This is a genomic window from Arthrobacter sp. LT660 (assembly GCF_056172845.1).
Genome location: NZ_CM149651.1, coordinates 1,408,957 through 1,432,731 on the forward strand (window position 1 = coordinate 1,408,957; position 23,775 = coordinate 1,432,731).

The following is a 23,775-nucleotide window of genomic DNA, read 5'->3' on the forward strand; positions in this document are numbered from 1 at the left end:
GCGCGCCGGGGTGCTATAAGCCCCGGCGGGCGACCTGCGCGGCGAGATCGGCGCGTCCTTCAACCTCCACCTTTTCATAAACGTGGGACAGGTGCTTCTTGACCGTGTTGACCGAGATGAACAGGCGGCGGCCGATCTCGGCGTTTGCGTGGCCGTCCGCGACCAGGCGTACGACGTCGCATTCGATGGGAGTCAGTGACGCCCAACCGATCTTCGGGCGTTGGCGCTCACCCCGCCCGCGGCGCGCGTAGGAGACAGCGTCGGCCAATGACAGCGCGCCACCGGCATCCCAGCAGGCAGTCGCGTCGGCGGGCTCCAGCGCTGCGTGCGCAGCGTCGCGGGCGCGACCGAAGCAGACCGCCCCCGCCGAAAAGCGGACGATGCCAGACTCGGTGTGAAACCGTTCGGATGCCGCGAGCAGGCGCAGCGCCCATGCTGGCTCACCGAGGGTGGCCGCCAGGCCGGCGATCTGCTCCAGCGTCCCGGCGGTCCCGACCCGGTCACCGTAGTCGTTGAGGATTTCCAGCCCGTCATGGGCAAGCTCCCATGCCTCGGCGAAGTCCCCGTCCTTCGTGGCCATCTCCGCGAGACCGAGCAACGACCGACCCAGCGGGAACGGGAGGCGCGGGTCGGTCGACAGCGCCCGGCAGGCCTCCAGATGTGGGCGCGCCCGCTCGTAGTCGTCCCGGGCAAGCTCGACCAGGGCGAGAAGCCATTCGCCGAGGGATTCGTTCCAGCGGCTGCCCCAACCACGGGCGATCCGCACGATCGTCTCAGCGGTGGCATGCGCACCTTCCAGATCGCCCGCTGCATAGGCGGACAGCGCGAGCCACGGACGGAGGAACTCGTCGCGATACAGGTTCCCTTCCTGGGTGGGTCGCCGCAGGACCTCCTGTGCCTGGGACAGCCAGTCCCGGGCCAGTCCGTGGTCACCATGGAGAATGTCTGCCGCGCCCAGGCCCGCGAGCCCGATCGCCTCCCACGCGGGTCGTCCAACTTCGCCGGCGACCTCCCGGCAACGACGGGCATGCCGGCGTGCCCGGTCCAGCTCCCCGGAAAACACCGGCCACAGCCCGAGGACCGCGTGGGCTGCGGGCAGATGAAACCGGTACCCCGTGATGTCGCAGACATCGATGGCCCGCTCAAGTGGGCGCTGCGCGGCATTGATCGCCGCGCTGTGCAACAACGTCCAGCCACCCATCGTCAGGGCGGATGTCAGGGCCGGCGGATCACCGCACCGTTCGGCGTGCTCGATCGCGCCTGCCACGTCGGCGAAAATCTGCTCGTTGGTCGACAGCCCGGAAACGGACCCTGCCTGCGCACGGACGCTCAGCGCCAGCGCCAGCGATATGTCCGCGTTCGCGGCATTTGCCGCATCGACGGCCATGCTCGCTGATCGATGGGCGTCATGCGGCCTACCGCCGGCCACCGCCAGGAGCGCAGCCGTCGTGAGCCCACGCACTCGCTCGTCTTCACTTGCGGTTGCGCCGGTAACTGCATCGTGCAGCCGGTGGTACACGTCGGTGGACCCGGCGCGATCGAACCAAAACCTGTAGATCGGCTCGGTGAGACCTACGAGCGCCGACAAATCGCGAGAGTCGACCGCACGGTCTATTGCTGCACGTAGGTCGTCTTGATCGGCCGTGAGCCGCGCAACCCAGGGCTCAGGCTGTCCGCTGGCGAGACCCGTCTGCGCTCGCGCTGCCAGCTCAAGCTGAAACGCCAGATGGCGGCCACGCACGCGATCGTCGTCGTCAAGCTCCGACAGCCGCTGACGGGCGTAGAAGCGGATCGTCTCCAGCAGCCGGTAGCGGGCTCTGCCCTGGCGCTCGACGACCTGCAGGAGTGATTGTTCGACCAGACCCGTGACCAGATCCAGCACGTCGCTGTTGCCGATCCCTTCCCCGCTAACGACCGCCTCGGCGGCATCGAGTTCGAACGATCCGGCGAACACCGACAGCCGCGCCAGTGCCAGCCGCTGAACGTCGTCGAGCAGGTCGTAGCTCCAGTCCAGTGACGCCTCCAGCGTTCGCTGCCGAGCCGGGGCTCCTCGCAACCCGCTGGTCAGCAGCCCGAACCGGTCAGACAACCCTGCCGCAATCTGGCTTGGTGTGAGCACCCGCACGCGCGCCGCTGCCAGTTCGATCGCCAACGGGACCCCATCCAGATGTCGGCAGATCTCGGCCACCGCACGAGCATTGCCATCATCGATCCGAAAGTCCACGTCCACTTGCCTGGCTCGCACCTCGAACAGCCGCGCCGCTTCCGCGGAGGCAACCATGGAGCCTGAGCGGGCATCCGGGGCAGGCACCGGCTGTCAATGGCCAATAGGAACTGCCCGTGGGCGGCCAGCAGAAATGCCCGCTGGTGGCCACGGAAACTGCCCACTCATGGCCAACAGATCTGCCCACCAGGGTGTTGGTGGCGTTGGCCATGTCGAGGGCGTCGTCGTTTAGTTCATCGCGGTGACTCCTTTCCCGGCGAGGGCCTGGGTCAGCCGGATGGAGTCGCCCGATGTCTGGCAGACGTGCGCGTGGTGCAACAGCCGGTCGACGGTCGCCGTCGCGAGGGTCTTGGGCATGAGTTCGTCGAACCCAGCGGGGTGCAGGTTCGAGGACACCGCGATGGAACGTTTCTCGTAGGCGGCATCGACGAGTCGATAGAGGCCCTCGGCGGCGTCCGCACCGACTTCGAGTAGCCCGATGTCATCGACGACGATCAGATCCGCGCGGAGGATCCGGGCCACGACCCGGCTGACGGAGTCATCGGAGCGGTGCGCGCGGACCAACGCGCCGAGATCCTCGAGCCGGAACCACGCGACCCGCATCCCGGCCTCGACAACCTGTTGCCCGAGGGCCTCGAGGAAGAACGTCTTCCCCGTGCCCGATGGCCCGCAGACGACGACGTTCTCCTTCCGGCCGATCCATTCCAGGGTCCGCAGTGCCTGTTGCGTCGGGACCGGGATCGAGGACGCGGACTCGTCCCAGGTGTCGAAGGTCTTCCCGGTCGGGAACCCGGCGGCCTTGCGCCTCGTGGCGAGCATGGACCGGGCCCGGCCGGTGACCTCCTCGACGAAGAGGGCCTTGATGACCTCGGCCGGTTCCCACCGCTGGGACTTCGCGGTCGCGATCAGCTCCGGCGCCAACGCGCGAGCGTAGGGCATCTTTAACTGCCGCATCAACGCTTCGAGGTCAGCGGGGAGGACGGGCGCGGCAGCCTGGGTGACGCTCACGCGCTCTCCTCCAGATCATCCGTGACGGCAAGGTCGACCCCGGGCGTGACGGGCTGCCCGATCGCCGCCCAGCCGGCGGTGCCCTGCGCCAGCGACGCTTTCTCATCGGCTCGGTGCGCCTTGCCCTTGGAGACGGCCGCGTTGAGGATCGACGCGAGGTCACCGGTCGCGAACCGCCCGTAGGTGGCCGCCTCACCCAACGCAGCGTCGACCTGGGCTGTGCCGCTGATCTTCGCCACCGCGACCGCTTCGGCCATCTTCACGTTCATCCGCGCCGTGCCCACCGCGGCCGCTTCCAGCAGCCAGGCGTGAGCGCCGGCGCCGATGCCGAGGAACTCGGCCTCCGCGGCGCTCCTGGCCTTGATCGTGTAATCGCCCGGGACCTTCTCCCGATGGTCGGGGAAGTGCGCGTCATCGATCGCGGGACTGCCCGGCCGGGCCCGGTTATGCCGCGCGACTTCGACGGGGCCGTCGGAGCCGACGTGCACGACGATGACCTGCTCGTCGGTGCCGACACCGTGGGAGCGGACGAACACGCGGCCGCCGAGCAGGTGAGCGGGGACGGAGTACTGGCCATTCTCGAACGTGACCATCGGGGTGTTGTCCGGGACGCTGCGCGAGAGCCCGAACGCGACCGTGTGCGCGGTGTCGGGGACCCGGTGCAGCCGGAGCTGTTCTTCCTCGAGCATCGCCGCGGGCTTCCGCCGGGTGGCGCGGTGTTCCCGGTTGTTGACGTGGTCCATGAACGCGTCGCACGCCGCTTCCACCTCGGCGAACGAGGCGTACTCGGGTAACAGGTTCGTGTCCTTGGGGACGATGTCGGCCTTGGCGAGCTTCACCGAGGACTCCACCCCGCCCTTGGACGCCGGATCCGCCGGCTGACAGGTCAACACTGTCACCCCGTAGTGGCGGGCGAAGTCCACCGTCTGCTGGTTCCGCACCGGGACCCCGGCGATGTGCGACACGGTGACCGTTTTCTCGTTGTCGGTCAGCACATAGGTCGGGGCGCCGCCAGCGGTCCTAAACGTGCGATCCAACGCCGCGAACACGCTCGGCGCGGTCCGGTCCCGCAGCGGAATGACGATCCGGAACCGACACCACGCCAACCACGCCACGAACAACACCGTCTTCTTCCCGTCGATCACCGGGCCGTCGCCAAAGTCGTACTGTAACCACATCCCCGGCTCCGTTATCCAGGGGCGGTGCACCCGGACGTGGCCGAGCCGGTAAGCGGCGCGGACCTGCGCGACCGCCCGGCGGGTCGAGCGTTCAGAGCCCTCATAGCCCAGCGCGACGAGCCTGTCGTGAGCCTTATCAGCCCGGATCTTGCCCAGAGACTTCTCGACCCATTCCTCGATCTTAGGCAGGAACGGGTCCGTGACCCGGCCCCGGAACGCCGGCTCGGCGATCGGTCTCCCGGCATCGCGAGCGGCAACATGCCGCGCAACGGTGTGGTGCGAGCAACCGGTCAGCTCCGCGGTCGCGCGCAACGATCCAGTCAGATCGTATGCCTCAAGTATTTCCATGACTTCTCCGTCTAACTTCATTACAGGACCTCTTCCTGGGTGACTTTGGTGCGTCTAGACACCGCAATCAAACCCCGGGAAGAGGCTCCCGCCGCATAACCGGGCGGGGTTCCGAAAAGGAAGTGGGCAGATCGGCTCTGTTGCAAAAATCGTGAAGCTTGAGCATGCTTGGCGGAGATTGGACGGACGGAACGATGACGGATTTCAAGTGGCGCCATTTCCAGGGTGATGTGATCCTGTGGGCGGTGCGCTGGTATTGTCGCTATCCGATCAGCTATCGCGACCTTGAGGAAATGCTGGCGGAACGCGGCATTTCGGTCGACCATACGACGATCTATCGCTGGGTCCAGTGCTACGCCCCGGAGATGGAGAAGCGGCTGCGCTGGTTCTGGCGGCGTGGCTTTGATCCGAGCTGGCGCCTGGATGAAACCTACGTCAAGGTGCGGGGCAAGTGGACCTACCTGTACCGGGCAGTCGACAAGCGGGGCGACACGATCGATTTCTACCTGTCGCCGACCCGCAGCGCCAAGGCAGCGAAGCGGTTCCTGGGCAAGGCCCTGCGAGGCCTGAAGCACTGGGAAAAGCCTGCCACGCTCAATACCGACAAAGCGCCGAGCTATGGTGCAGCGATCACCGAATTGAAGCGCGAAGGAAAGCTGGACCGGGAGACGGCCCACCGGCAGGTGAAGTATCTCAATAACGTGATCGAGGCCGATCACGGAAAGCTCAAGATACTGATCAAGCCGGTGCGCGGTTTCAAATCGATCCCCACGGCCTATGCCACGATCAAGGGATTCGAAGTCATGCGAGCCCTGCGCAAAGGACAGGCTCGCCCCTGGTGCCTGCAGCCCGGCATCAGGGGCGAGGTGCGCCTTGTGGAGAGAGCTTTTGGCATTGGGCCCTCGGCGCTGACGGAGGCCATGGGCATGCTCAACCACCATTTCGCAGCAGCCGCCTGATCGGCGCAGAGCGACAGCCTACCTCTGACTGCCGCCAATCTTTGCAACAGAGCCGATCATCTGACATTCGGTCATCTCCACCCGGCCGAGCGGCACGGGGAATCCGAGCTCCGGTGCGTCGAACTCGAGTTCGACTTCTCCGACCCGGATCTCGCCCGCGAACGGGTGGGTGTTGCCGAATCCGCGCTGAGTGGAGTATCCGAGAGCGAGAAGGAACCCTTCATCGCCGCGCGCCAGCCCCTGCAGGCGCTCGGCGCGGCTCATCGGGTAGACCGTCGGCTCGCGAGTGAGGTCGGCGGGCTCGGGGTCGTTCCAGTCGGCCGGGTGGTCCGGTTCCAGCAGGGCGTCGGCGCCCAGCAGGTCGGAGACCCTGGGCATCGGCGTGTGCTGCTCATCTCCCAGCGCGGGTCCCGCGGTTCCCGGCTCAGCGAAGAGCCGATGCGTGTAGTCGAAGGTGGCACCGAGCTGCTGTCCACCGGGGATGTCCTTGAACGTTGCTGACACCCGTCGTTGAGGGGTGAGTGCCGCCGTGTCGACGGGCTCCGAGTAGCCGAACCGAGGAAGGGTGGTGCGATAGGAGCGGACCAGAGTGACGGCCTCGACGACGTCGCCCTGGCACTGGATGATCGCGCGGGCGGCGAGGGACGGGTCGTACAGCGACCCCTCCGTCATCACCCGCGATACCAGCACGGGCAGCTGGCCGGCGACAGCGTCCTTGGTGATGCGAGGAATGTCGTGACTGCCACGGCCCTCTTTGGCGAGGAGAGCGTGAGCGTTGGCGATGGCCTTCTCCCCGCCCTTGACTGCGACGTACATCAGGCCTCCGATCCAGGGATGGATGCGGCGATAAGCCGCGTGGTGCGGGGAAGAGCGACAACCGAGTTGTCATCGACGACCAGCAGGTCGACACCGCGGGGGAAGAGCGACGCGTTCTTCGCCCAGACGTCTGCGAATCCCGTGGGCACCCATGGAGCATCGATCTCGACGATGCCGTCAATACCCGGGCCCACGCCCGTGAACCGATCACCCTCCCCGCGGGCGCGAGCGTCGAGGATGATGGTCGCCGAGCGATGGGGCGCTTCGTCGCTTCCGTGAGCGAGCGCCTCCAGGTCCGGGAAGGAGTCCGGGGTGGCGAAGACGAAGTCAGCGGCACCGATGGAGGTGGCGAGACGTGCACCCGTGTGGAACGACAAGTAGTGCACTGCGGAAGCGTCGTGAGCGAGCGCCTCATGGAGGGCGACCGGAGACTGCTCGTCCAGGATCGTCATCGCGACGGCCGCCAGGCCCGGGCCCAGAGAGGCAGGCGCCTTGGCCGGGCCTTGGATGGAGTATCGCTGGCCCGGGTGAGCCAGCGCGTCGAGGATCGCCCGGAAAACGCTCTGCGCCTCGCGGGTCGGGTCAGCGAAGCCCGGGGCAGGGGCGGCCGTGCCGCTCTCCGATGAGGTGATCATGCGTGCTCCCTTGCGACGGTGAAGAAGTCGACCTTGGTGCTGCGCGCGTCGGCCGCCCGCGCGTCGTCTTCGCGCCGCTGCGCCTGAGCCAGCGGGGTGATGACGTCGGCAAGGACTCGCTCTCGCTGCCCTGCGTCCTGGAGGAGTCCGTCGAAGGCGGCAGCGAACCACGCGTGGTCGACGTCGGTTCCCAGCGCGTAGGACGTGCCGACTCGCTCGTGCTCGAGCGGCGCTCCGTGCACGCGGAGAGTCGCGCGGACGACAGTGGCTTCGCCGAGGTTGAATCGGTCCCCGCCGGCGCCGGCACGGCCGCGCACCATGACGAGCCCCGCCTCCGGCCCGCGGACCGTGTCCACCTTCGGTGTGATCGGCTGGGCCGCCCAGGCATCGGAGAGCTGAGAGGTGCTAGCGAGTGCGAGTACTCGCATCCACCTCTGTCGCTCCGCGACGTGATCAGTTGGACTCGTCACTACTGCCTCCTTGGTTGTCCAGGTTTCTGGATGATTCGAGCCTAGAAGCGACACCGCAATGTTGTCTAGTTTTCTAGATGACCAGTAGATGTCCGAAACATGAATGTCAGTGGTACGGATCGGAAGCGAGCGATGCGGACGGTAATGTACGGAGACGATGACCATCTCTCACCGCTCTTCGACCGGATACGCGACGTGGCGCCTGATCGCCGATCAGCTGCGCAGCGAGATCCTCGACGGCACCCTGTCACCGGACGCTCGACTGCCAACTGAGGCCGAGATGGCCGCACGTTTCGGCGTGAACCGCAATACCGTGCGCCAGGCGCTGTCGACCCTCGCCGGCGAAGAGCTGATCGTGACGAGACAAGGCGTCGGCACGTTCGTCGTGCCTCACACCGTCCTCGTCCACCGGATCCGCCTGCGCACCAGGCTCAGTGAGAGCATCGGCGACCACGATGTCTCCACGCGGAGACTCCTTGCCGCAGAGCTGGTGCGCGAGGTTCCGGACGACGCTCGCGAGCGACTTCGGCTCGGCGCGGGAGGGGCCCTGCGCGTCGACGCGGCGACCGATCTCCGAGGAAGCACCATCGCCCGCTCAACAGCGTGGATGGCGCCCGGCCTGGTCCCAGGATTCGAGACACAGCTCGCCTCCACCGGTTCGGTGACCCGCGCCCTGAGGGCCGTCGGCGTCGACGACTACGTCCGCTCCTGGAGCCGCGTCAGCGCTCGAGTCGCGACAGGCGCGGAAAACACGGATCTCGGCCTCCCTCCCGGGTCGACGGTCCTCGTCGTCCGTTCGCTCGACACGCTTCCGGATGGGACGCCGCTGCAGTACAGCCTCGCGCGCTTCCGCGCTGACCGTGTGGAACTCGACGTGCAGGCCGACCTGCATGCGGAGGATTGACGCAACTTCCACTGTTCACTTCGATGTGGAACTTCGTTCACGGATGATGGTTAGCGTGGAAGCATGACCGACACCATGAATCTCCGCGTGCTCACCCTGAACATCTGGATGGACCCGCGTGATCGCGCCGAACGCGACGCACTCCTGCTCCAGGGCCTCGAGGAGCACGACGCCGACATCGTCTTCCTGCAGGAGGTCCTGCGCACCCCGGAGCGTGACGCCTACCAGATCGTTAAGGACAGCTCCCCCCTGCACTGGCACCACGCCTCGGACTACCGCGAGATCGGTTGGCTCCCCTGGGGCACCGCCGTCGGCACACGGTGGGAGCCGAAGAGCGTCGACATCCACACGCTCCCGGCAGCGAACGGACCGCACGTCTGGGAGATGGTGCTCCCGCTCCCCATCGGCGTCGACATGCTCTTCCTCGGCGCACGTCCGAGCTGGAAGTTCACCGATGAGGCAGCCCGCGTCGAGCAGGCGCTATTCGTGACAGAGCTCGAAGAGCGCCGCCGCCAGGTCGCGCCGACCATCCTCGCCGGCGACTTCGACGCGGCGCCCGACCAGGACTGCATCCGCTTCTACACAGGGAAGTCCGCGGTCAACGGCCGCAGTGCCGCGTTCCGCGACACCTTCGCCATCGCGGGCGACGGCACTCCCGGCTACACCTGGACCACGGACAGCCCGTGGGTCGCACGCAGCGTCGTCGACGGCCAGGGCATCGTCCCGAACTACTTGGTGCAGGAACCGCACCACCGCCGTATCGACTACGTCTTCGCCGGGTCGACCGAGAATCACGGACTCGTGGAGAGTGTGATCACGAACAGCAAGGTGGTGTTCGCGGAGTACCCCACCGCGAGCGACCACTACGGCGTCCTCAGCGACATCAGCCTCAAAGCACTGTCAGAGCCGACCGCCGTCTTACCCTGAGGCCCCACGCATCCCGCATGACAGAAGCGGCGCAACCTTCGGGTTGCGCCGCTTCTGTCATGCGGGGAATCCGTTGGCCCGCACCGCGATTACACCCCGTGGATCTGCTTCGCCTTGGCCGACAACTCCGAACCACGTCGCGTCCGACCGGGGTCTTCCGCCGCGAGCGCCGAGCACAGAGCATCCAGCACCGCGAGATGGATGAACCGGCTCATCGTCGCTTCGAGCTGGAACCGCGTCTCTCCGGAGCCTGCCACGAGAGAGATCATCGCCTCGCCCACTAGCGGGTGTCAATGGCCAATAGGAACTGCCCGTGGGCGGCCAGCAGAAATGCCCGCTGGTGGCCACGGAAACTGCCCACTCATGGCCAACAGATCTGCCCACCAGGGTGTTGGTGGCGTTGGCCATGTCGAGGGCGTCGTCGTTTAGTTCATCGCGGTGACTCCTTTCCCGGCGAGGGCCTGGGTCAGCCGGATGGAGTCGCCCGATGTCTGGCAGACGTGCGCGTGGTGCAACAGCCGGTCGACGGTCGCCGTCGCGAGGGTCTTGGGCATGAGTTCGTCGAACCCAGCGGGGTGCAGGTTCGAGGACACCGCGATGGAACGTTTCTCGTAGGCGGCATCGACGAGTCGATAGAGGCCCTCGGCGGCGTCCGCACCGACTTCGAGTAGCCCGATGTCATCGACGACGATCAGATCCGCGCGGAGGATCCGGGCCACGACCCGGCTGACGGAGTCATCGGAGCGGTGCGCGCGGACCAACGCGCCGAGATCCTCGAGCCGGAACCACGCGACCCGCATCCCGGCCTCGACAACCTGTTGCCCGAGGGCCTCGAGGAAGAACGTCTTCCCCGTGCCCGATGGCCCGCAGACGACGACGTTCTCCTTCCGGCCGATCCATTCCAGGGTCCGCAGTGCCTGTTGCGTCGGGACCGGGATCGAGGACGCGGACTCGTCCCAGGTGTCGAAGGTCTTCCCGGTCGGGAACCCGGCGGCCTTGCGCCTCGTGGCGAGCATGGACCGGGCCCGGCCGGTGACCTCCTCGACGAAGAGGGCCTTGATGACCTCGGCCGGTTCCCACCGCTGGGACTTCGCGGTCGCGATCAGCTCCGGCGCCAACGCGCGAGCGTAGGGCATCTTTAACTGCCGCATCAACGCTTCGAGGTCAGCGGGGAGGACGGGCGCGGCAGCCTGGGTGACGCTCACGCGCTCTCCTCCAGATCATCCGTGACGGCAAGGTCGACCCCGGGCGTGACGGGCTGCCCGATCGCCGCCCAGCCGGCGGTGCCCTGCGCCAGCGACGCTTTCTCATCGGCTCGGTGCGCCTTGCCCTTGGAGACGGCCGCGTTGAGGATCGACGCGAGGTCACCGGTCGCGAACCGCCCGTAGGTGGCCGCCTCACCCAACGCAGCGTCGACCTGGGCTGTGCCGCTGATCTTCGCCACCGCGACCGCTTCGGCCATCTTCACGTTCATCCGCGCCGTGCCCACCGCGGCCGCTTCCAGCAGCCAGGCGTGAGCGCCGGCGCCGATGCCGAGGAACTCGGCCTCCGCGGCGCTCCTGGCCTTGATCGTGTAATCGCCCGGGACCTTCTCCCGATGGTCGGGGAAGTGCGCGTCATCGATCGCGGGACTGCCCGGCCGGGCCCGGTTATGCCGCGCGACTTCGACGGGGCCGTCGGAGCCGACGTGCACGACGATGACCTGCTCGTCGGTGCCGACACCGTGGGAGCGGACGAACACGCGGCCGCCGAGCAGGTGAGCGGGGACGGAGTACTGGCCATTCTCGAACGTGACCATCGGGGTGTTGTCCGGGACGCTGCGCGAGAGCCCGAACGCGACCGTGTGCGCGGTGTCGGGGACCCGGTGCAGCCGGAGCTGTTCTTCCTCGAGCATCGCCGCGGGCTTCCGCCGGGTGGCGCGGTGTTCCCGGTTGTTGACGTGGTCCATGAACGCGTCGCACGCCGCTTCCACCTCGGCGAACGAGGCGTACTCGGGTAACAGGTTCGTGTCCTTGGGGACGATGTCGGCCTTGGCGAGCTTCACCGAGGACTCCACCCCGCCCTTGGACGCCGGATCCGCCGGCTGACAGGTCAACACTGTCACCCCGTAGTGGCGGGCGAAGTCCACCGTCTGCTGGTTCCGCACCGGGACCCCGGCGATGTGCGACACGGTGACCGTTTTCTCGTTGTCGGTCAGCACATAGGTCGGGGCGCCGCCAGCGGTCCTAAACGTGCGATCCAACGCCGCGAACACGCTCGGCGCGGTCCGGTCCCGCAGCGGAATGACGATCCGGAACCGACACCACGCCAACCACGCCACGAACAACACCGTCTTCTTCCCGTCGATCACCGGGCCGTCGCCAAAGTCGTACTGTAACCACATCCCCGGCTCCGTTATCCAGGGGCGGTGCACCCGGACGTGGCCGAGCCGGTAAGCGGCGCGGACCTGCGCGACCGCCCGGCGGGTCGAGCGTTCAGAGCCCTCATAGCCCAGCGCGACGAGCCTGTCGTGAGCCTTATCAGCCCGGATCTTGCCCAGAGACTTCTCGACCCATTCCTCGATCTTAGGCAGGAACGGGTCCGTGACCCGGCCCCGGAACGCCGGCTCGGCGATCGGTCTCCCGGCATCGCGAGCGGCAACATGCCGCGCAACGGTGTGGTGCGAGCAACCGGTCAGCTCCGCGGTCGCGCGCAACGATCCAGTCAGATCGTATGCCTCAAGTATTTCCATGACTTCTCCGTCTAACTTCATTACAGGACCTCTTCCTGGGTGACTTTGGTGCGTCTAGACACCGCAATCAAACCCCGGGAAGAGGCTCCCGCCGCATAACCGGGCGGGGTTCCGAAAAGGAAGTGGGCAGATCGGCTCTGTTGCAAAAATCGTGAAGCTTGAGCATGCTTGGCGGAGATTGGACGGACGGAACGATGACGGATTTCAAGTGGCGCCATTTCCAGGGTGATGTGATCCTGTGGGCGGTGCGCTGGTATTGTCGCTATCCGATCAGCTATCGCGACCTTGAGGAAATGCTGGCGGAACGCGGCATTTCGGTCGACCATACGACGATCTATCGCTGGGTCCAGTGCTACGCCCCGGAGATGGAGAAGCGGCTGCGCTGGTTCTGGCGGCGTGGCTTTGATCCGAGCTGGCGCCTGGATGAAACCTACGTCAAGGTGCGGGGCAAGTGGACCTACCTGTACCGGGCAGTCGACAAGCGGGGCGACACGATCGATTTCTACCTGTCGCCGACCCGCAGCGCCAAGGCAGCGAAGCGGTTCCTGGGCAAGGCCCTGCGAGGCCTGAAGCACTGGGAAAAGCCTGCCACGCTCAATACCGACAAAGCGCCGAGCTATGGTGCAGCGATCACCGAATTGAAGCGCGAAGGAAAGCTGGACCGGGAGACGGCCCACCGGCAGGTGAAGTATCTCAATAACGTGATCGAGGCCGATCACGGAAAGCTCAAGATACTGATCAAGCCGGTGCGCGGTTTCAAATCGATCCCCACGGCCTATGCCACGATCAAGGGATTCGAAGTCATGCGAGCCCTGCGCAAAGGACAGGCTCGCCCCTGGTGCCTGCAGCCCGGCATCAGGGGCGAGGTGCGCCTTGTGGAGAGAGCTTTTGGCATTGGGCCCTCGGCGCTGACGGAGGCCATGGGCATGCTCAACCACCATTTCGCAGCAGCCGCCTGATCGGCGCAGAGCGACAGCCTACCTCTGACTGCCGCCAATCTTTGCAACAGAGCCCTCATGAGGTCCTTTGGTCGGCAGAGGACTTCTGGCGTGTAGAAGACCGTTCGAAATCGGTTCGCGAGGGCGTAGTGCTTCGCGTCGTGCTCCCCACGCGGACCCCACTCGTTGATGTACGCCTCGAGCGCGTCCCAATTCGCGTACCGACGAGCGGAGTTGGTCTTTCCCACGCCTGCAGCGCCGTGGCAGATCCCGATGGTCTTCTCTTTCCGCACGGCGTTGGCGAACTCGGTGAAACGTCGGTGTTCTTTGGTGACGATAAATGCTTGGTTCATCACTCGTCCTCTTCGTAGGTGCGCAGCTTCGGCCGCCGCTTTGTGGGTTCGGGGATGCGAGGTTCCTCACGGGTGGCAACGGTCGGGATGCGGTCGTTGATGGCTCGCCGCAGCTGCTTGCGACGGGCGCGGCGAGCCGTTTCGATGTCGCGAAGACTGAGGCGCAGGTTGGGGTGGGCTTCATCGATAGCGGTACAGATGAACGTGTCCCGGTCATAGACCCGGATCTCGGAGATGTCGCGGGGGTCGTACCGGATCGTGATGGTGTGGCCGACGAACGGGGCAAGAGTGGGGGCGAGGTAGCGCTGGCCTTGGAAGTGGATACCGTCGCGTTGCACGACTCGGTTCTTCGGAACAGTGAGGAGAAGTCCGTCGAGCTCTTGGAAGCTGTCGGGCATCCGTGGCAGCCATCCGTCTGCAACCCAAGCGTCCCGCGGCGAGATCCCCAGCTCACTATGGGGCCGGTCGTTGTAGGTGCCAATAAACTGGCCGATAGCACGATCGAGACCGGCAAGGTCGAGGACAGGCGTAGGTGCCCGACTGCCGGGTCCAAGGTAGCCAGGTAGTGCGCTCAGGAGTTCCGTGTTGATCGTGCCGAAGAACCTCTCGATCTTGCCGCGCCCCTGAGGCCTGCCGACGGTTGAGTGGATGATCCTGACATGCAGGGCGATCGCGGTTCGTTCGAGGTGGTGGCTGATGAAGTCGGAGCCGTGGTCGACGTGCAGGATGTCGGGGATGCCGCACATCGCCCACGCGGGGTCGGTCTTCCGCCAGATCGCCTGCCGGAGGGCGAGGGCTGTGTTGATAGCTGAGGGTGCACCGCTGAACACCATGAACCCGCAGATCGCACGGGAGTAGTCGTCCATCACGGTCGTCAGCCACGGCCGGTCAGGTTTACCGTCAGCGCCGACGATGAGGATGTCGAGTTCAGTGTGGTCGGACTGCCAAGTTTGGTTCGGGTGTTCAGCACGGCGCCGGAAGACGAGCTCGTGCTTGTCTCGGTACGAGGCCGGCCCCTCCAGCGCCAAAGTGACAAGAGCCGGATCGAGGGCCTGGACGATCTGCCGCACGGTCGCATAGCTCGGAGCCCGCAGCTCACGCGCCTGCGCATCAGTGACGGCGAGACGATGCAGCGTGGCGACACTCGGGCGCGGCCGAGTGAGTGCCAGCTGTTCGATGAACGCGACCGTCTCTGCTGAGGTTCGGCGGACACCTTTGTCCATACGCGCATGAGGGTCGAGGGATGCGACGCCGCCTGCTCGATAGAGCTGGTTCCAACGCTGCAGAGTCCGAGCGGAGATCCCTGTTTCCCGAGCGAGGACGGCGAGCGGGATCTGGTCTTCGACATGCAGCCGAAGAACACGCCACCGCTCGGCCGCATCCACGAGTCACCTACACGGTGGTGCTCTCGCGGGCCGCAGAGGCTTGCTGATGCCGGTACAAAGTGGCTCGGCTCCACCCGACGAGCTTTGCCGCATCCTCCGCGGTGCGGCCCTTCGCCCGGGCCTCGGAGACGAGCTTGAGTTTGTCCGCTACAACCACAGGATCGGACAAAGGCCGACCAAACTTGGTGCCCCCATTTCGAGCGGCTGTGATTCCTGCGTTCACACGCTCGGTGATCAGCTCGCGTTCATACTCGGCCAAGGTGGCAAGCATGTTCAGCATCAGCCGGCCCGACGTCGTCGACGGGTCAATCCCATCCGAGATGCTCTTCACCTGTATGTCACGCCCTCGGAGCAGCTTCACCGTGTTCAGCACATCGATCAAGGATCTTCCGAGGCGATCGACTCGCCACACGACGACGGTGTCGCCGGGCTGGGCGTGCTCGAGGAGCTTCTTCATCCCGGGGCGTGAGATCGCGGTCCGACTGCCCGAGGTGACGTCGGCAAAAATGTCCCGCTCCTGCACGCCCGATTTGACCAGAGCCTCAACCTGCAACTTTGCGTCTTGGCTTCTGGTGCTGACCCGCGTATATCCAAGATGTCTCACGGCTCCATTCTGCCTTGGAAATAGCTAGAAACGTCGACGCAAAGACACTTCGCGGTGAGACATGTTTCCAAGACAAATGTGACCCGGAATTCCACCGTTAGTTCCTGAGGCTCGAGGGAGGCTTCGCGTGTCTCGAAAAGCTTTTGATTGTCAACGCATGTCGATGTCCGTCATGCCTTGGATCCCGGACATTCGGGGGTGTGGTGCAGGAAAGCTGGGGAGGCGAGAAGCACCCGGAAAGCGGCGGTTGACGCGTCGCACTGGATGAAATTTCCATCACAGTTTTGGCGTGGAGTGTTCATCCACGGTTTGGTCGGACGCCACCGATGCGACATCTGGTCCTCCTAATATGGGCGACGTGACCAGAACCGATCTTTCATCCTCACGCCTTTGGCGCGGCGACGGACAACCTCTGCTCGAGCAGATCCGCCTTGCAAGTGCATCGTTCTCCGAATCGGAGAAGCGAGTTGCGCGCTCGATCCACGCCGATCCGCGTGTCGTCATGACGAGCTCCGTGACGGAGTTCGCCCAGATATCTGGAACGTCGGTCGGGTCAGTTGTGCGGTTCTGCCAGAGGTTCGGTCTGCATGGCTTCCAAGAGTTCAAGCTCCTACTCTCGCGCGAAACCCCGCCCGATAGCCCGGGCCCGACCGATGCAGAGGATCCACTCATGAGCACTGTGCGGGGGACTCTGCGTGAAAGCGCGGACGCACTGGAAGCAACCGCCACTCACATCGACCTCAGCGACGTGACGACCATCGTCGACGCCCTAGCATCGGCCCGACGCATTCGGTTCGTAGCAGTGGGCACGTCCGCTCCGCTTGCCTCAGACGCAGCCTATCGACTTACGGCCCTCGGACTCGACGCGACGTTCACCCCCGACTTCATCGCCCAACACGTCGCCGTCCAGGGCCTTGATGAGCGCGACGTCTGCTTTGTCATCAGCCACACGGGATCGACGAAAACGACGCTCGAGGCGGCGCGCACCGCTGCCAATTCAGGAGCGAAAGTCATCGGCATCACGAGCTTCCTCACATCCCCGCTCACAGAGATCGCACACGCGCTGATCGTCGCGGGGAGCTCGGAGACGCGGCATCGAGTGGAGGCGATGACCAGCAGAATCGTGCATCTCTCACTTCTCGATGCCATCTACAGCGTGCTCACGATCCGAGTCAGCGGCGCGACGGAACGGCGTGACGAGGCCGAGAAACTCGTCAACTCCCACCGGATCTGATCCGGCTCGAGCCCCATAGACAGAGAGCGAAGATCGTGAACGGACAGGTCACCGACACCGACGGCAACCCGCTGGCGGACATCCGGGTAAGCGACGGGAACACCGTCGTGCATACTGCGGCCGACGGGAGGTTCCAGCTGGAGACGGACGCGCGTTTCGTGTTTGTGGTGCGTCCGGTGGGTTGGCGATGCAACCAATGGTACTTCGACGGTCGCGAATCCGAGGTGACCTTCACCCTGCAGGCGTCCCCAGTAACGCTTCCGCTTCGCTTCGCTCATCTCACGGACACGCACATCGGTGATGGCGGCAACTATCCGCAGCCCGCGGAACTTGGCACGGGTGAACGTTTGTCTACATTGCTGACCAAGATCGTCGAAGACCAACCGGACCTGCATTCCGCGATCATCACCGGTGACCTGACCGACCACGGCCTCCGCGAGCAATACCGCGAGTTCCGCGAAGCAATTTTCGACACACCAATCCCCGTGCATGTAATTCCCGGCAACCACGATCACATGACGGAACAGACGAGCGATGTCGTCAGCCGCAACGGCTACGCAATCCACTCCGGAGAACCGCGCCACTACGAAGCATTTCTCGGCCCGCGGTGGTATTCGTACGATCTTCCCGCACTGCACGTCGTCGCCATCGACTGGTTCACGCACGAGCTCGGCCGGGATCACGAACAGCAGAATGCCTGGCTGAGGGCCGACCTCGAAGCACTCGACGAGGACATTCCCTGGATCCTACTGTCGCATGATCAGCCAGGCTCCTCGATTCTCTCTGGGCTCCCGAGGCCCCCCATCGCTACATTCTCGGGGCATCGCCATACGTCGCGGGTCGTACGTACTGCGGACACGCTGCACGTCAACACTCCACCTGCGCTCTTCGGTGGCGTCGATCTTTCTCCGGCGACCTACCGCCTTATCACGTGGGACGGCGTAACGATCGGCGTCGAGACGCTCCCTACCGATCCGGATCCTGCCCAGACCCCCGCGGTACTCCTCCCAGCCGCGGCCGAAGCGGCGCGCTGGCGCCGGAGCGTCGGGACGCCCGGCCAGCGTGCCCCTTTCGCGATCGCCAAGGGCGTCATCGTTCTTCCCCTCGCCGATGACGACCACGCTTCGGGGGGTCTCTTCGCGGTCGACGCCGCGACGGGCGGGCTGCTCTGGCACGCCGACCTTGATGCTCCCGTGCGTTCGGCCCCCGTGGTGCACGGCGCGAGCGGCACGGTCCTGTGCACATCGGTATCCGGAACGACAGCGGCGTTCGAAATCTCCACGGGGCGACAGCTATGGCGGAAGCACACCCCCGACCCACTCAGGCTCTTCGGGTTCACTCCGCCAGCAATTCACGAGAATCTCGTCCTCGTGGGCGATCACTCCACCTTGCGCGCGCTCGACATCGACGACGGACACACGATCTGGGAGCGACGGGACATAGCGCCGTACCAGATCTTCGCCCTCCTCGCCGCGCCCGTCTTCTGGGAGCGACGGGCAGCCGACGACGCGTCGGCTCTCATCGTCTGGAGCGGATTCCCTGAGCCGCGAGTCCCTGTCCTCCTGGATCCGGAGACGGGCGAAACGTTCGGGGACCGACTTGCGGAGAGCAACACAGATCTCCTCGAATCGTTGCGCGGTTCGTCCCCCCTCCCGATCCGCACGCCGCTCATCGAACCTGCTACGGGTGATCTGATTGCGACCGGGATCACTGGAGTGTTCCGACGTCCCACGAACAACGACGCGGTGAGCTGGTTCCAAGCGAGCTCGATTCCGTGGAACCCGACGCCGCCGTACTGGACGCTGGAAGGAGTTCTGTTCTCCGACGCGGGAGGCAGCGTCTATCTCAGAGACGCGGCGAGCGGCGAGACACGCTGGCACGCAGAGGTCGCGGCTCGAAGTAATGCCTGCCTACTCACGTACAGGCGCACTCCTCATCCGCTCTTCGCGGCGCCGACGATCTTGGACAAGCAGGTCATCCTCCCAGCCCTCGACGGTGACATCATCACCCTCGATCTCGGTGATGGCGCCCTGCGCTCACGGTTCGCCACCGGCATCCCAATCCTCGTCTCCGTGCAGCGCTTCGAGGATACGACCGTCGTGCTCCACGCCGACGGCACACTCTGCGCCTACCCGAGCGCAATCGTGCAGGGGGAGGAGTCGTGAAGCACCGGAGTATCGGTTGGGTGCTCGTAGCACCCGCGCTCGCACTCATCGGATTGTTCGTGCTCTTGCCGGGCGTGCTTGCGCTCGTCGGCAGCCTCTTCCGCATCGATCTCGGCGACCGCACCGTATGGACCTGGGCCGGTATCGCGAACTACACGGCGATCCTCACCGACCCTGCGGTACAGCAGGCACTGTGGAACACGGTCGTCTACTCAGTCCTCACCATTGTTCCCAGCCTCGTGCTCGGACTCGGCACCGCCATGCTTGCGCACTCGTTTACTCGAGGTCGACCCGCGCTCCAAGTTCTGCTCTTTCTCCCCTTCGCCACCAATATGGTCGCGATGGCCGTCGTCTTCCGCTGGATCTTCGCGTCGAGAGGAGGCTTCGTCAACGAGGTCTTCGCCGTCGTCGGCATCGGACCCGTCAACTTCCTCGGCGATACCTCGACGGCGCTGTTCACTGTGGCTCTGGTGGGCATCTGGCGCCTGACATCCTTCGTGATGATCTTCTATCTCGCCGGCCTAACAAGTATTCCAACGGCGTTGCACGAGGCCGCCGCCGCCGACGGACTGGGCTCGTGGGCGAAGTTCCGACGGGTCACCCTTCCCCTGCTGCGCCCCATGACCGTGTTCGCGACGGTTATGGCCGTCCTGCAGTCGGTCCAGGTGTTCGACACCATCAACGTCATGACGGAAGGTGGCCCGCTCGGTTCCACCGAGACGGTGCTCACGATGACCTGGCGGCTTGGGTTCGTCTACTTCGACCTCGGCCAGGCGGCGGCGCTCGCATCAATGCTCCTTGTCGTCCTGGTTCTCATCGGAGTGATTCGGCGACGGGCATTTACTGGAGATAAGGAAACCGTATGACCACCAAAATCTCGCTCCGCCGCTCCCTGTCCCATTCTCTTCGGTGGCTGCTGGCTCTCGTTGCCATCACGATCTCGGTTTTCCCAGTGCTGTGGATGCTTCGCTTGTCGCTGTCTCCGGCTGACGAAGCAGTACTCGACGGTATCCAGCTCCTGCCGAGTTCTTTGGACTGGGGCAACTACGCACGAGCGTGGGAGAGTGCGGATCTCGGCCACGCAATGCTCAACGGAGCGCTGGTCACGGGCAGCATCCTGATCATCCAGATCATCACCGTGATCCCCGCGGGCTATGCGTTCGCAAAGCTCCGATTCCGAGGTCGCGACGCAGCCTTCGCTGTCATCCTCGCGTGTCTTCTGGTGCCGACGCAGGCTACAGCGCTGCCGTTGTACCTGGGCATCGGCTCCATCGGACTTGCGAATACCTTTGCGGCCTTGGTGCTCCCGTTCATGACCAGCGCGATCGGGATCTTTATGCTCCGTCAGCACATGATCACGATTCCCGACTCGCTCCTTGAGGCCGCGAAGGCGGACGGCCTCGGCACCCTCCGCACGCTCGTGCACGTCGTCGTCCCGTCGTCGATGCCGACGATCGCCGCGTTCGCAGTTTTGTCCGTCTTCACGCACTGGAACGACTATTTGTGGCCGCTACTAGTCGCCCGCGACCCTTCGCTGTACACACCGCCGCTGGCTCTTTCGATCTTCCAGCAGGCGGAGACCGGCACCGCGTACGGCGAGCTCGCTGCCGCAGCCATGCTCGTCACCCTCCCCATCGTGGTGCTGTTCATCGTCGCTCAACGCAAGTTCGTCACGGGCATCGCCGGTGGCGAACTGCCCGGGTGATGACAGTCAACCCGACTCCACAGTTTCACCTCCTCAATCCCACTTCCTATCTACGAAGGCGAAATCATGTCCCACTCACGCATCACACGAATGAGCGCATTGGGCGCCGGCCTCATCAGCTCCGTGCTCCTGCTCTCCGGGTGTTCCGCTCCCGCGGAAGAAGCTGCGCCTGCGACGCAGGCTGACATCGGGGAATGCTCACCGGACGGCGTCACCATCACCGCTCAGTACGCCAACCAGGGCCAAGCCGCGGCTGAGCTCGGCAAGAAGTCGATGGAGGAGACGTACCCCGGCCTCACAGTTGACCTCAAGGCCGCTCCCGAGGGAACGAGCTATGACGAGCTCACTCAGCAAATCGTCGCAGATATCGCTGCGGGATCCCGCCCGGACGTCATCATGCTAGGGCTCGATCAACTCCGATTCTGGGTCGAGAAATACAGCCCTCGCGAAATCGACCGGTCCTCGCTAAGAGACACCTACATCGACGACTACCTGGATGTCGGCACGCTCAACGGGAAAACTTACGTCGCACCCTTCCAGATCTCTGTTCCTGTGCTTTATACGAACACGACGCTCACGGAATCTGCGGGCGTCTCCGAGCTCCCGACCACGCATTCTGAGGTGCTCGACGGCGCTCGGCAGGTCCAAGAGAAGACAGATGTGACGACGCCGATCCAGATTCCTCGCGACAACATTGCCTGGTGGTTCGTGCAGGCTTTCGTCGGCAGCGGCGGGGCCGAGTACGCAAACGAGGATGGCACCGCTGGCTTTGACAACGAGGAGGGTTACGAGGCGCTGAAGATCTACGAAACCATCGGTGCAGAGAAGCTTCAAGACCCTGTGAGCTGGCAGGACTCGATCTCAGTCTTCTCCCGTGGAGAAGCTGCCTACTTCTTCGGCACACCCGCCGTGGGGGCCACCGTGGACGCCGCCGTCGGCGACTCCTTCGAGTGGACCATTTCCGACATGCCGATCCCCGATGGCGGAAGTGCTGTGCTCCCCGCTGGGGGTAACGGGTGGATGACCCTGTCCGACGATGAGTGCCGCTCGGCATACGCCGGAGAGCTCATCGGCGCGATGTTGGACCCCACGGTCATCGTGGAGAGCTCGAAAGCAAACAGCTATATCCCTGTGGATGTCGCCGCGAAGACCGAGCTGCTGGAGCTGGCGGAAGCACAGGGACCGCTCGGATACGCATGGCGCTATGAGGGAGTTCCTGTTGCCGGAGGCGGTTGGCCCGGAGAGAGCCTCGCGCGCACGAATCAATACTTGCAGGACATGGTGCAGGGGATGATCGACCAGGCTCAGCCTTCCAAAGAGATCGTTCCCGAAACCGTCAGCCGCATCGACGCACTGTCGAACTAGCCAGGGAAGAAGCTCCGTCATGTCTGCTGAAGTATCCCTCCGGCATCTGTCTAAGCGTTTCGGCGACGTCACCGCCATCGGCGATATCCATCTGGACGTCGCCGCGGGCGAATCGCTTGTCGTCCTCGGCCCTTCCGGCTCGGGGAAGTCGACCCTCTTGAGGATCGTTGCGGGGCTCGATTCGCTGGACACCGGAGAAGTCGTCATCGGGGGCACACCGCAGCAAGACTTGCCTCCCCACAGAAGAGACGTCGCGATCGTCTTCCAACACTTCGCGCTTTATCCCCATCTCAGTGCGCTTGAGAACATCACGCTCGGCCTGCGACACGGCCTGCGCCTCACCCGCGAAGAGGCACGGGCGCGGGCAATCGACCTGGCGCGGCGCATGGGTATTGGAGAGCTGCTGTCCCGGAAGCCGCGACAGATGTCCGGCGGACAGCGTCAGCGTGTTGCACTCGCGCGGGCGCTCGCGCGCAACGCGCGCGTCGTTCTGCTCGACGAGCCGCTCTCGGGACTTGACGCCCAGCTCCACGTCGCGCTGCGCCAGGAAATCGCCGATCTGATGCGCGCGACCGGTGCGACGTCCATCCACGTCACCCATGATCAGAGCGACGCGATGGCGCTGGCCGATCGCATTGCTGTCATCCGCGCGGGTCGAATCGAGCAGATAGGTACTCCGGAAGAGATCTACCACGATCCCGCGACGTCATTCGTCGCTGGTTTCATCGGGTCGCCACCCATGAACCTCTTCGACGGAGAGCGCAGGGACGGGGGGTATCGCACCGTCTTCGGTGTGATCGCCTCACCGCCCGCCTCCCGCAGCGTCCTGGTCGGAGTGCGGCCGGAGCGTCTTCGCCTCCGAGAGGCCGCAGATTACCGAGCGACCGGCCTCGTCCATACAGTGATCTTCGAGGGGGAGACGCAGGTCCTTGAAATCACGGTGGATGGCGTCCCCGCCGCGGTTCGCACGGATCGCGGCGTCTCGGTTCATCGCGGCGAGTCCGTATCGATTGGCTTCAACGCATCGGACATTCTGCTGTTCGACGCCGAGACGGGTGCCCGATTGCCACGCGACGGTGCTCATGCCGAGTAGGGGCGGCGCCGTCCTGTGGGATCTCGATGGCACGCTCATCGACAGCGAGGCGAGCTGGGCGCACGCGTGCGCCCAGCTCTCGCGCGAGCTTGGAGCGCATCCCTGGGATCCTGAACCGGCAGAGATCTCGGGCATCTCCATTCCTGGTCTTGCGGATCTCCTCCGTGAGCGTGGAGCTCGTAGTGAACGCCGTGTGGTCGTGAAACTGCTGGCGGAACGAATGGAGGATCTCAATCGTCGCGACGGAGTCTTGTGGCGCCCGGGGGCGCTCGACCTGCTGGAGACCCTGCAGCGTGCGGGCGTTTGCCAAGGACTCGTCACGATGTCCCCCTCGCGCACCGCAGCCACCGTCCTCGAACAGCTACCTCACCCATACTTCGCCGACGTAACGACGGCAGATATGGTCACCCGTCCAAAACCCGACCCAGAGGCCTACCGGACAGCTCTCCGCAACTTACGCGTCTCTGGCTCGCAATCCGTGGCAATAGAAGACTCCACCGTTGGGGTGCAGAGCGCGCGAGGCGCGGGTCTCCGCGTGATCGCCGTACGGGGCTCCCAACCCGTCGAGGCACAGGATGGCATCCAGGTATGGGAGTCGTTCCGTCATCGCGGGATCGATGACGTGATCGCGGCGGGCTTGCGACTCTGAGGCGTCTCTGGATCGAAAGCAGTGCCAGTACCCCTGCGCGTTGCACTGGAAACAAGCTCGCGAAACCCATGAATCTAGAGATAT

General features: G+C 64.9%; 22 protein-coding genes and 1 pseudogene. 11 read left to right on the forward strand and 12 right to left on the reverse strand.

Annotated elements, in window-relative coordinates; translation table 11 throughout:
- Window positions 1–13: 13 nt before the first annotated feature.
- The 3 genes from AC0QSG_RS06450 to istA (AC0QSG_RS06460) form a co-directional block, all read right to left on the reverse strand.
- Window positions 14–2,281, reverse strand: a complete 2,268-nt coding sequence (locus tag AC0QSG_RS06450; protein ID WP_475377026.1) for a LuxR C-terminal-related transcriptional regulator — start codon at window positions 2,279–2,281, stop codon at window positions 14–16.
- Between the two features lie 171 nt (window positions 2,282–2,452).
- On the reverse strand, window positions 2,453–3,232 hold the full coding sequence (gene istB, locus AC0QSG_RS06455) for an IS21-like element helper ATPase IstB (RefSeq protein ID WP_033105166.1): 780 nt from the start codon (window positions 3,230–3,232) through the stop codon (window positions 2,453–2,455).
- Window positions 3,229–4,779, reverse strand: a complete 1,551-nt coding sequence (istA, locus tag AC0QSG_RS06460) for an IS21 family transposase (RefSeq protein ID WP_052166742.1) — start codon at window positions 4,777–4,779, stop codon at window positions 3,229–3,231. Before istA (AC0QSG_RS06460) ends, istB (AC0QSG_RS06455) begins: the two co-directional genes overlap by 4 nt.
- A 173-nt stretch (window positions 4,780–4,952) precedes the next feature.
- Between istA (AC0QSG_RS06460) and AC0QSG_RS06465 the strand changes: the two genes are divergently transcribed.
- Window positions 4,953–5,717 (forward strand): IS6-like element IS6100 family transposase, encoded by a 765-nt coding sequence (locus tag AC0QSG_RS06465; RefSeq protein ID WP_001389365.1) that lies wholly within the window; start codon window positions 4,953–4,955, stop codon window positions 5,715–5,717.
- Window positions 5,718–5,735: 18 nt separating this feature from the next.
- On the opposite strand, the gene AC0QSG_RS06470 is transcribed toward AC0QSG_RS06465, so the two are convergent.
- From AC0QSG_RS06470 to phnG, 3 genes are read right to left on the reverse strand one after another with little or no spacing between them, the layout of a single operon-like run.
- Window positions 5,736–6,533, reverse strand: coding sequence for a carbon-phosphorus lyase complex subunit PhnI (locus AC0QSG_RS06470; protein WP_329864222.1), 798 nt, complete (start codon window positions 6,531–6,533; stop codon window positions 5,736–5,738).
- Window positions 6,533–7,168, reverse strand: a complete 636-nt coding sequence (gene phnH / locus AC0QSG_RS06475; protein WP_071330051.1) for a phosphonate C-P lyase system protein PhnH — start codon at window positions 7,166–7,168, stop codon at window positions 6,533–6,535. The genes AC0QSG_RS06470 and phnH overlap by 1 nt, the downstream gene beginning before the upstream one ends.
- Complete coding sequence (gene phnG / locus AC0QSG_RS06480; RefSeq protein WP_256209493.1) at window positions 7,165–7,638, reverse strand: phosphonate C-P lyase system protein PhnG; 474 nt, start codon at window positions 7,636–7,638, stop codon at window positions 7,165–7,167. The genes phnH and phnG overlap by 4 nt, the downstream gene beginning before the upstream one ends.
- 157 nt (window positions 7,639–7,795) lie before the next feature.
- Here phnG and phnF point away from each other — a divergent pair, with 157 nt between their 5' ends.
- Window positions 7,796–8,542, forward strand: coding sequence for a phosphonate metabolism transcriptional regulator PhnF (phnF, locus tag AC0QSG_RS06485; protein WP_071330049.1), 747 nt, complete (start codon window positions 7,796–7,798; stop codon window positions 8,540–8,542).
- 63 nt (window positions 8,543–8,605) lie between these two features.
- The gene (locus AC0QSG_RS06490) at window positions 8,606–9,469 is read left to right on the forward strand and encodes an endonuclease/exonuclease/phosphatase family protein (RefSeq protein ID WP_329864226.1); all 864 of its coding nucleotides are present in this window, start codon (window positions 8,606–8,608) and stop codon (window positions 9,467–9,469) included.
- 89 nt (window positions 9,470–9,558) lie between these two features.
- Here AC0QSG_RS06490 and AC0QSG_RS06495 read toward each other — a convergent pair whose 3' ends face one another.
- The 3 genes from AC0QSG_RS06495 to istA (AC0QSG_RS06505) all read right to left on the reverse strand — a co-directional run bounded on the left by AC0QSG_RS06495 (window position 9,559) and on the right by istA (AC0QSG_RS06505) (window position 12,221).
- A complete protein-coding gene (locus AC0QSG_RS06495) occupies window positions 9,559–9,726 on the reverse strand; it encodes a hypothetical protein (RefSeq protein ID WP_335673570.1) in 168 nt (55 codons plus the stop codon).
- A gap of 168 nt (window positions 9,727–9,894) precedes the next feature.
- Window positions 9,895–10,674, reverse strand: coding sequence for an IS21-like element helper ATPase IstB (gene istB / locus AC0QSG_RS06500; protein ID WP_033105166.1), 780 nt, complete (start codon window positions 10,672–10,674; stop codon window positions 9,895–9,897).
- Window positions 10,671–12,221, reverse strand: coding sequence for an IS21 family transposase (istA, locus tag AC0QSG_RS06505; RefSeq protein WP_052166742.1), 1,551 nt, complete (start codon window positions 12,219–12,221; stop codon window positions 10,671–10,673). The genes istB (AC0QSG_RS06500) and istA (AC0QSG_RS06505) overlap by 4 nt, the downstream gene beginning before the upstream one ends.
- 173 nt (window positions 12,222–12,394) lie before the next feature.
- Between istA (AC0QSG_RS06505) and AC0QSG_RS06510 the strand changes: the two genes are divergently transcribed.
- Window positions 12,395–13,159 (forward strand): IS6-like element IS6100 family transposase, encoded by a 765-nt coding sequence (locus AC0QSG_RS06510; protein ID WP_001389365.1) that lies wholly within the window; start codon window positions 12,395–12,397, stop codon window positions 13,157–13,159.
- A gap of 86 nt (window positions 13,160–13,245) precedes the next feature.
- Here the strand turns inward: AC0QSG_RS06510 and AC0QSG_RS06515 are convergent.
- From AC0QSG_RS06515 to AC0QSG_RS06525, 3 genes and pseudogenes are all read right to left on the reverse strand, one after another.
- Window positions 13,246–13,491 (reverse strand): annotated as a pseudogene (locus AC0QSG_RS06515) (AAA family ATPase); the annotation flags it as partial.
- Window positions 13,491–14,876, reverse strand: a complete 1,386-nt coding sequence (locus AC0QSG_RS06520) for a Mu transposase C-terminal domain-containing protein (protein WP_329747759.1) — start codon at window positions 14,874–14,876, stop codon at window positions 13,491–13,493. The gene AC0QSG_RS06520 and the pseudogene AC0QSG_RS06515, both read right to left, overlap by 1 nt.
- 7 nt (window positions 14,877–14,883) lie before the next feature.
- Window positions 14,884–15,480: a recombinase family protein gene (locus tag AC0QSG_RS06525; protein ID WP_329747760.1), complete on the reverse strand. Its 597-nt coding sequence runs from the start codon at window positions 15,478–15,480 to the stop codon at window positions 14,884–14,886.
- Between the two features lie 358 nt (window positions 15,481–15,838).
- Between AC0QSG_RS06525 and AC0QSG_RS06530 the strand changes: the two genes are divergently transcribed.
- The 7 genes from AC0QSG_RS06530 to AC0QSG_RS06560 all read left to right on the forward strand — a co-directional run bounded on the left by AC0QSG_RS06530 (window position 15,839) and on the right by AC0QSG_RS06560 (window position 23,691).
- Complete coding sequence (locus AC0QSG_RS06530) at window positions 15,839–16,714, forward strand: SIS domain-containing protein (protein WP_167492488.1); 876 nt, start codon at window positions 15,839–15,841, stop codon at window positions 16,712–16,714.
- A gap of 35 nt (window positions 16,715–16,749) precedes the next feature.
- Window positions 16,750–18,879 carry an outer membrane protein assembly factor BamB family protein gene (locus tag AC0QSG_RS06535; protein WP_069388522.1) on the forward strand — a complete coding sequence of 710 codons (2,130 nt, stop codon included), beginning with the start codon at window positions 16,750–16,752 and terminating at the stop codon, window positions 18,877–18,879.
- 20 nt (window positions 18,880–18,899) lie between these two features.
- Window positions 18,900–19,745 carry a carbohydrate ABC transporter permease gene (locus AC0QSG_RS06540; RefSeq protein ID WP_217987209.1) on the forward strand — a complete coding sequence of 282 codons (846 nt, stop codon included), beginning with the start codon at window positions 18,900–18,902 and terminating at the stop codon, window positions 19,743–19,745.
- Window positions 19,742–20,584: a carbohydrate ABC transporter permease gene (locus AC0QSG_RS06545; protein ID WP_069388521.1), complete on the forward strand. Its 843-nt coding sequence runs from the start codon at window positions 19,742–19,744 to the stop codon at window positions 20,582–20,584. The genes AC0QSG_RS06540 and AC0QSG_RS06545 overlap by 4 nt, the downstream gene beginning before the upstream one ends.
- A gap of 66 nt (window positions 20,585–20,650) precedes the next feature.
- Window positions 20,651–21,949: an ABC transporter substrate-binding protein gene (locus AC0QSG_RS06550; RefSeq protein ID WP_217987208.1), complete on the forward strand. Its 1,299-nt coding sequence runs from the start codon at window positions 20,651–20,653 to the stop codon at window positions 21,947–21,949.
- A gap of 19 nt (window positions 21,950–21,968) precedes the next feature.
- On the forward strand, window positions 21,969–23,042 hold the full coding sequence (locus AC0QSG_RS06555; RefSeq protein WP_069388519.1) for an ABC transporter ATP-binding protein: 1,074 nt from the start codon (window positions 21,969–21,971) through the stop codon (window positions 23,040–23,042).
- Window positions 23,032–23,691 carry an HAD family hydrolase gene (locus tag AC0QSG_RS06560; RefSeq protein ID WP_329864036.1) on the forward strand — a complete coding sequence of 220 codons (660 nt, stop codon included), beginning with the start codon at window positions 23,032–23,034 and terminating at the stop codon, window positions 23,689–23,691. The genes AC0QSG_RS06555 and AC0QSG_RS06560 overlap by 11 nt, the downstream gene beginning before the upstream one ends.
- Window positions 23,692–23,775: the final 84 nt, after the last annotated feature.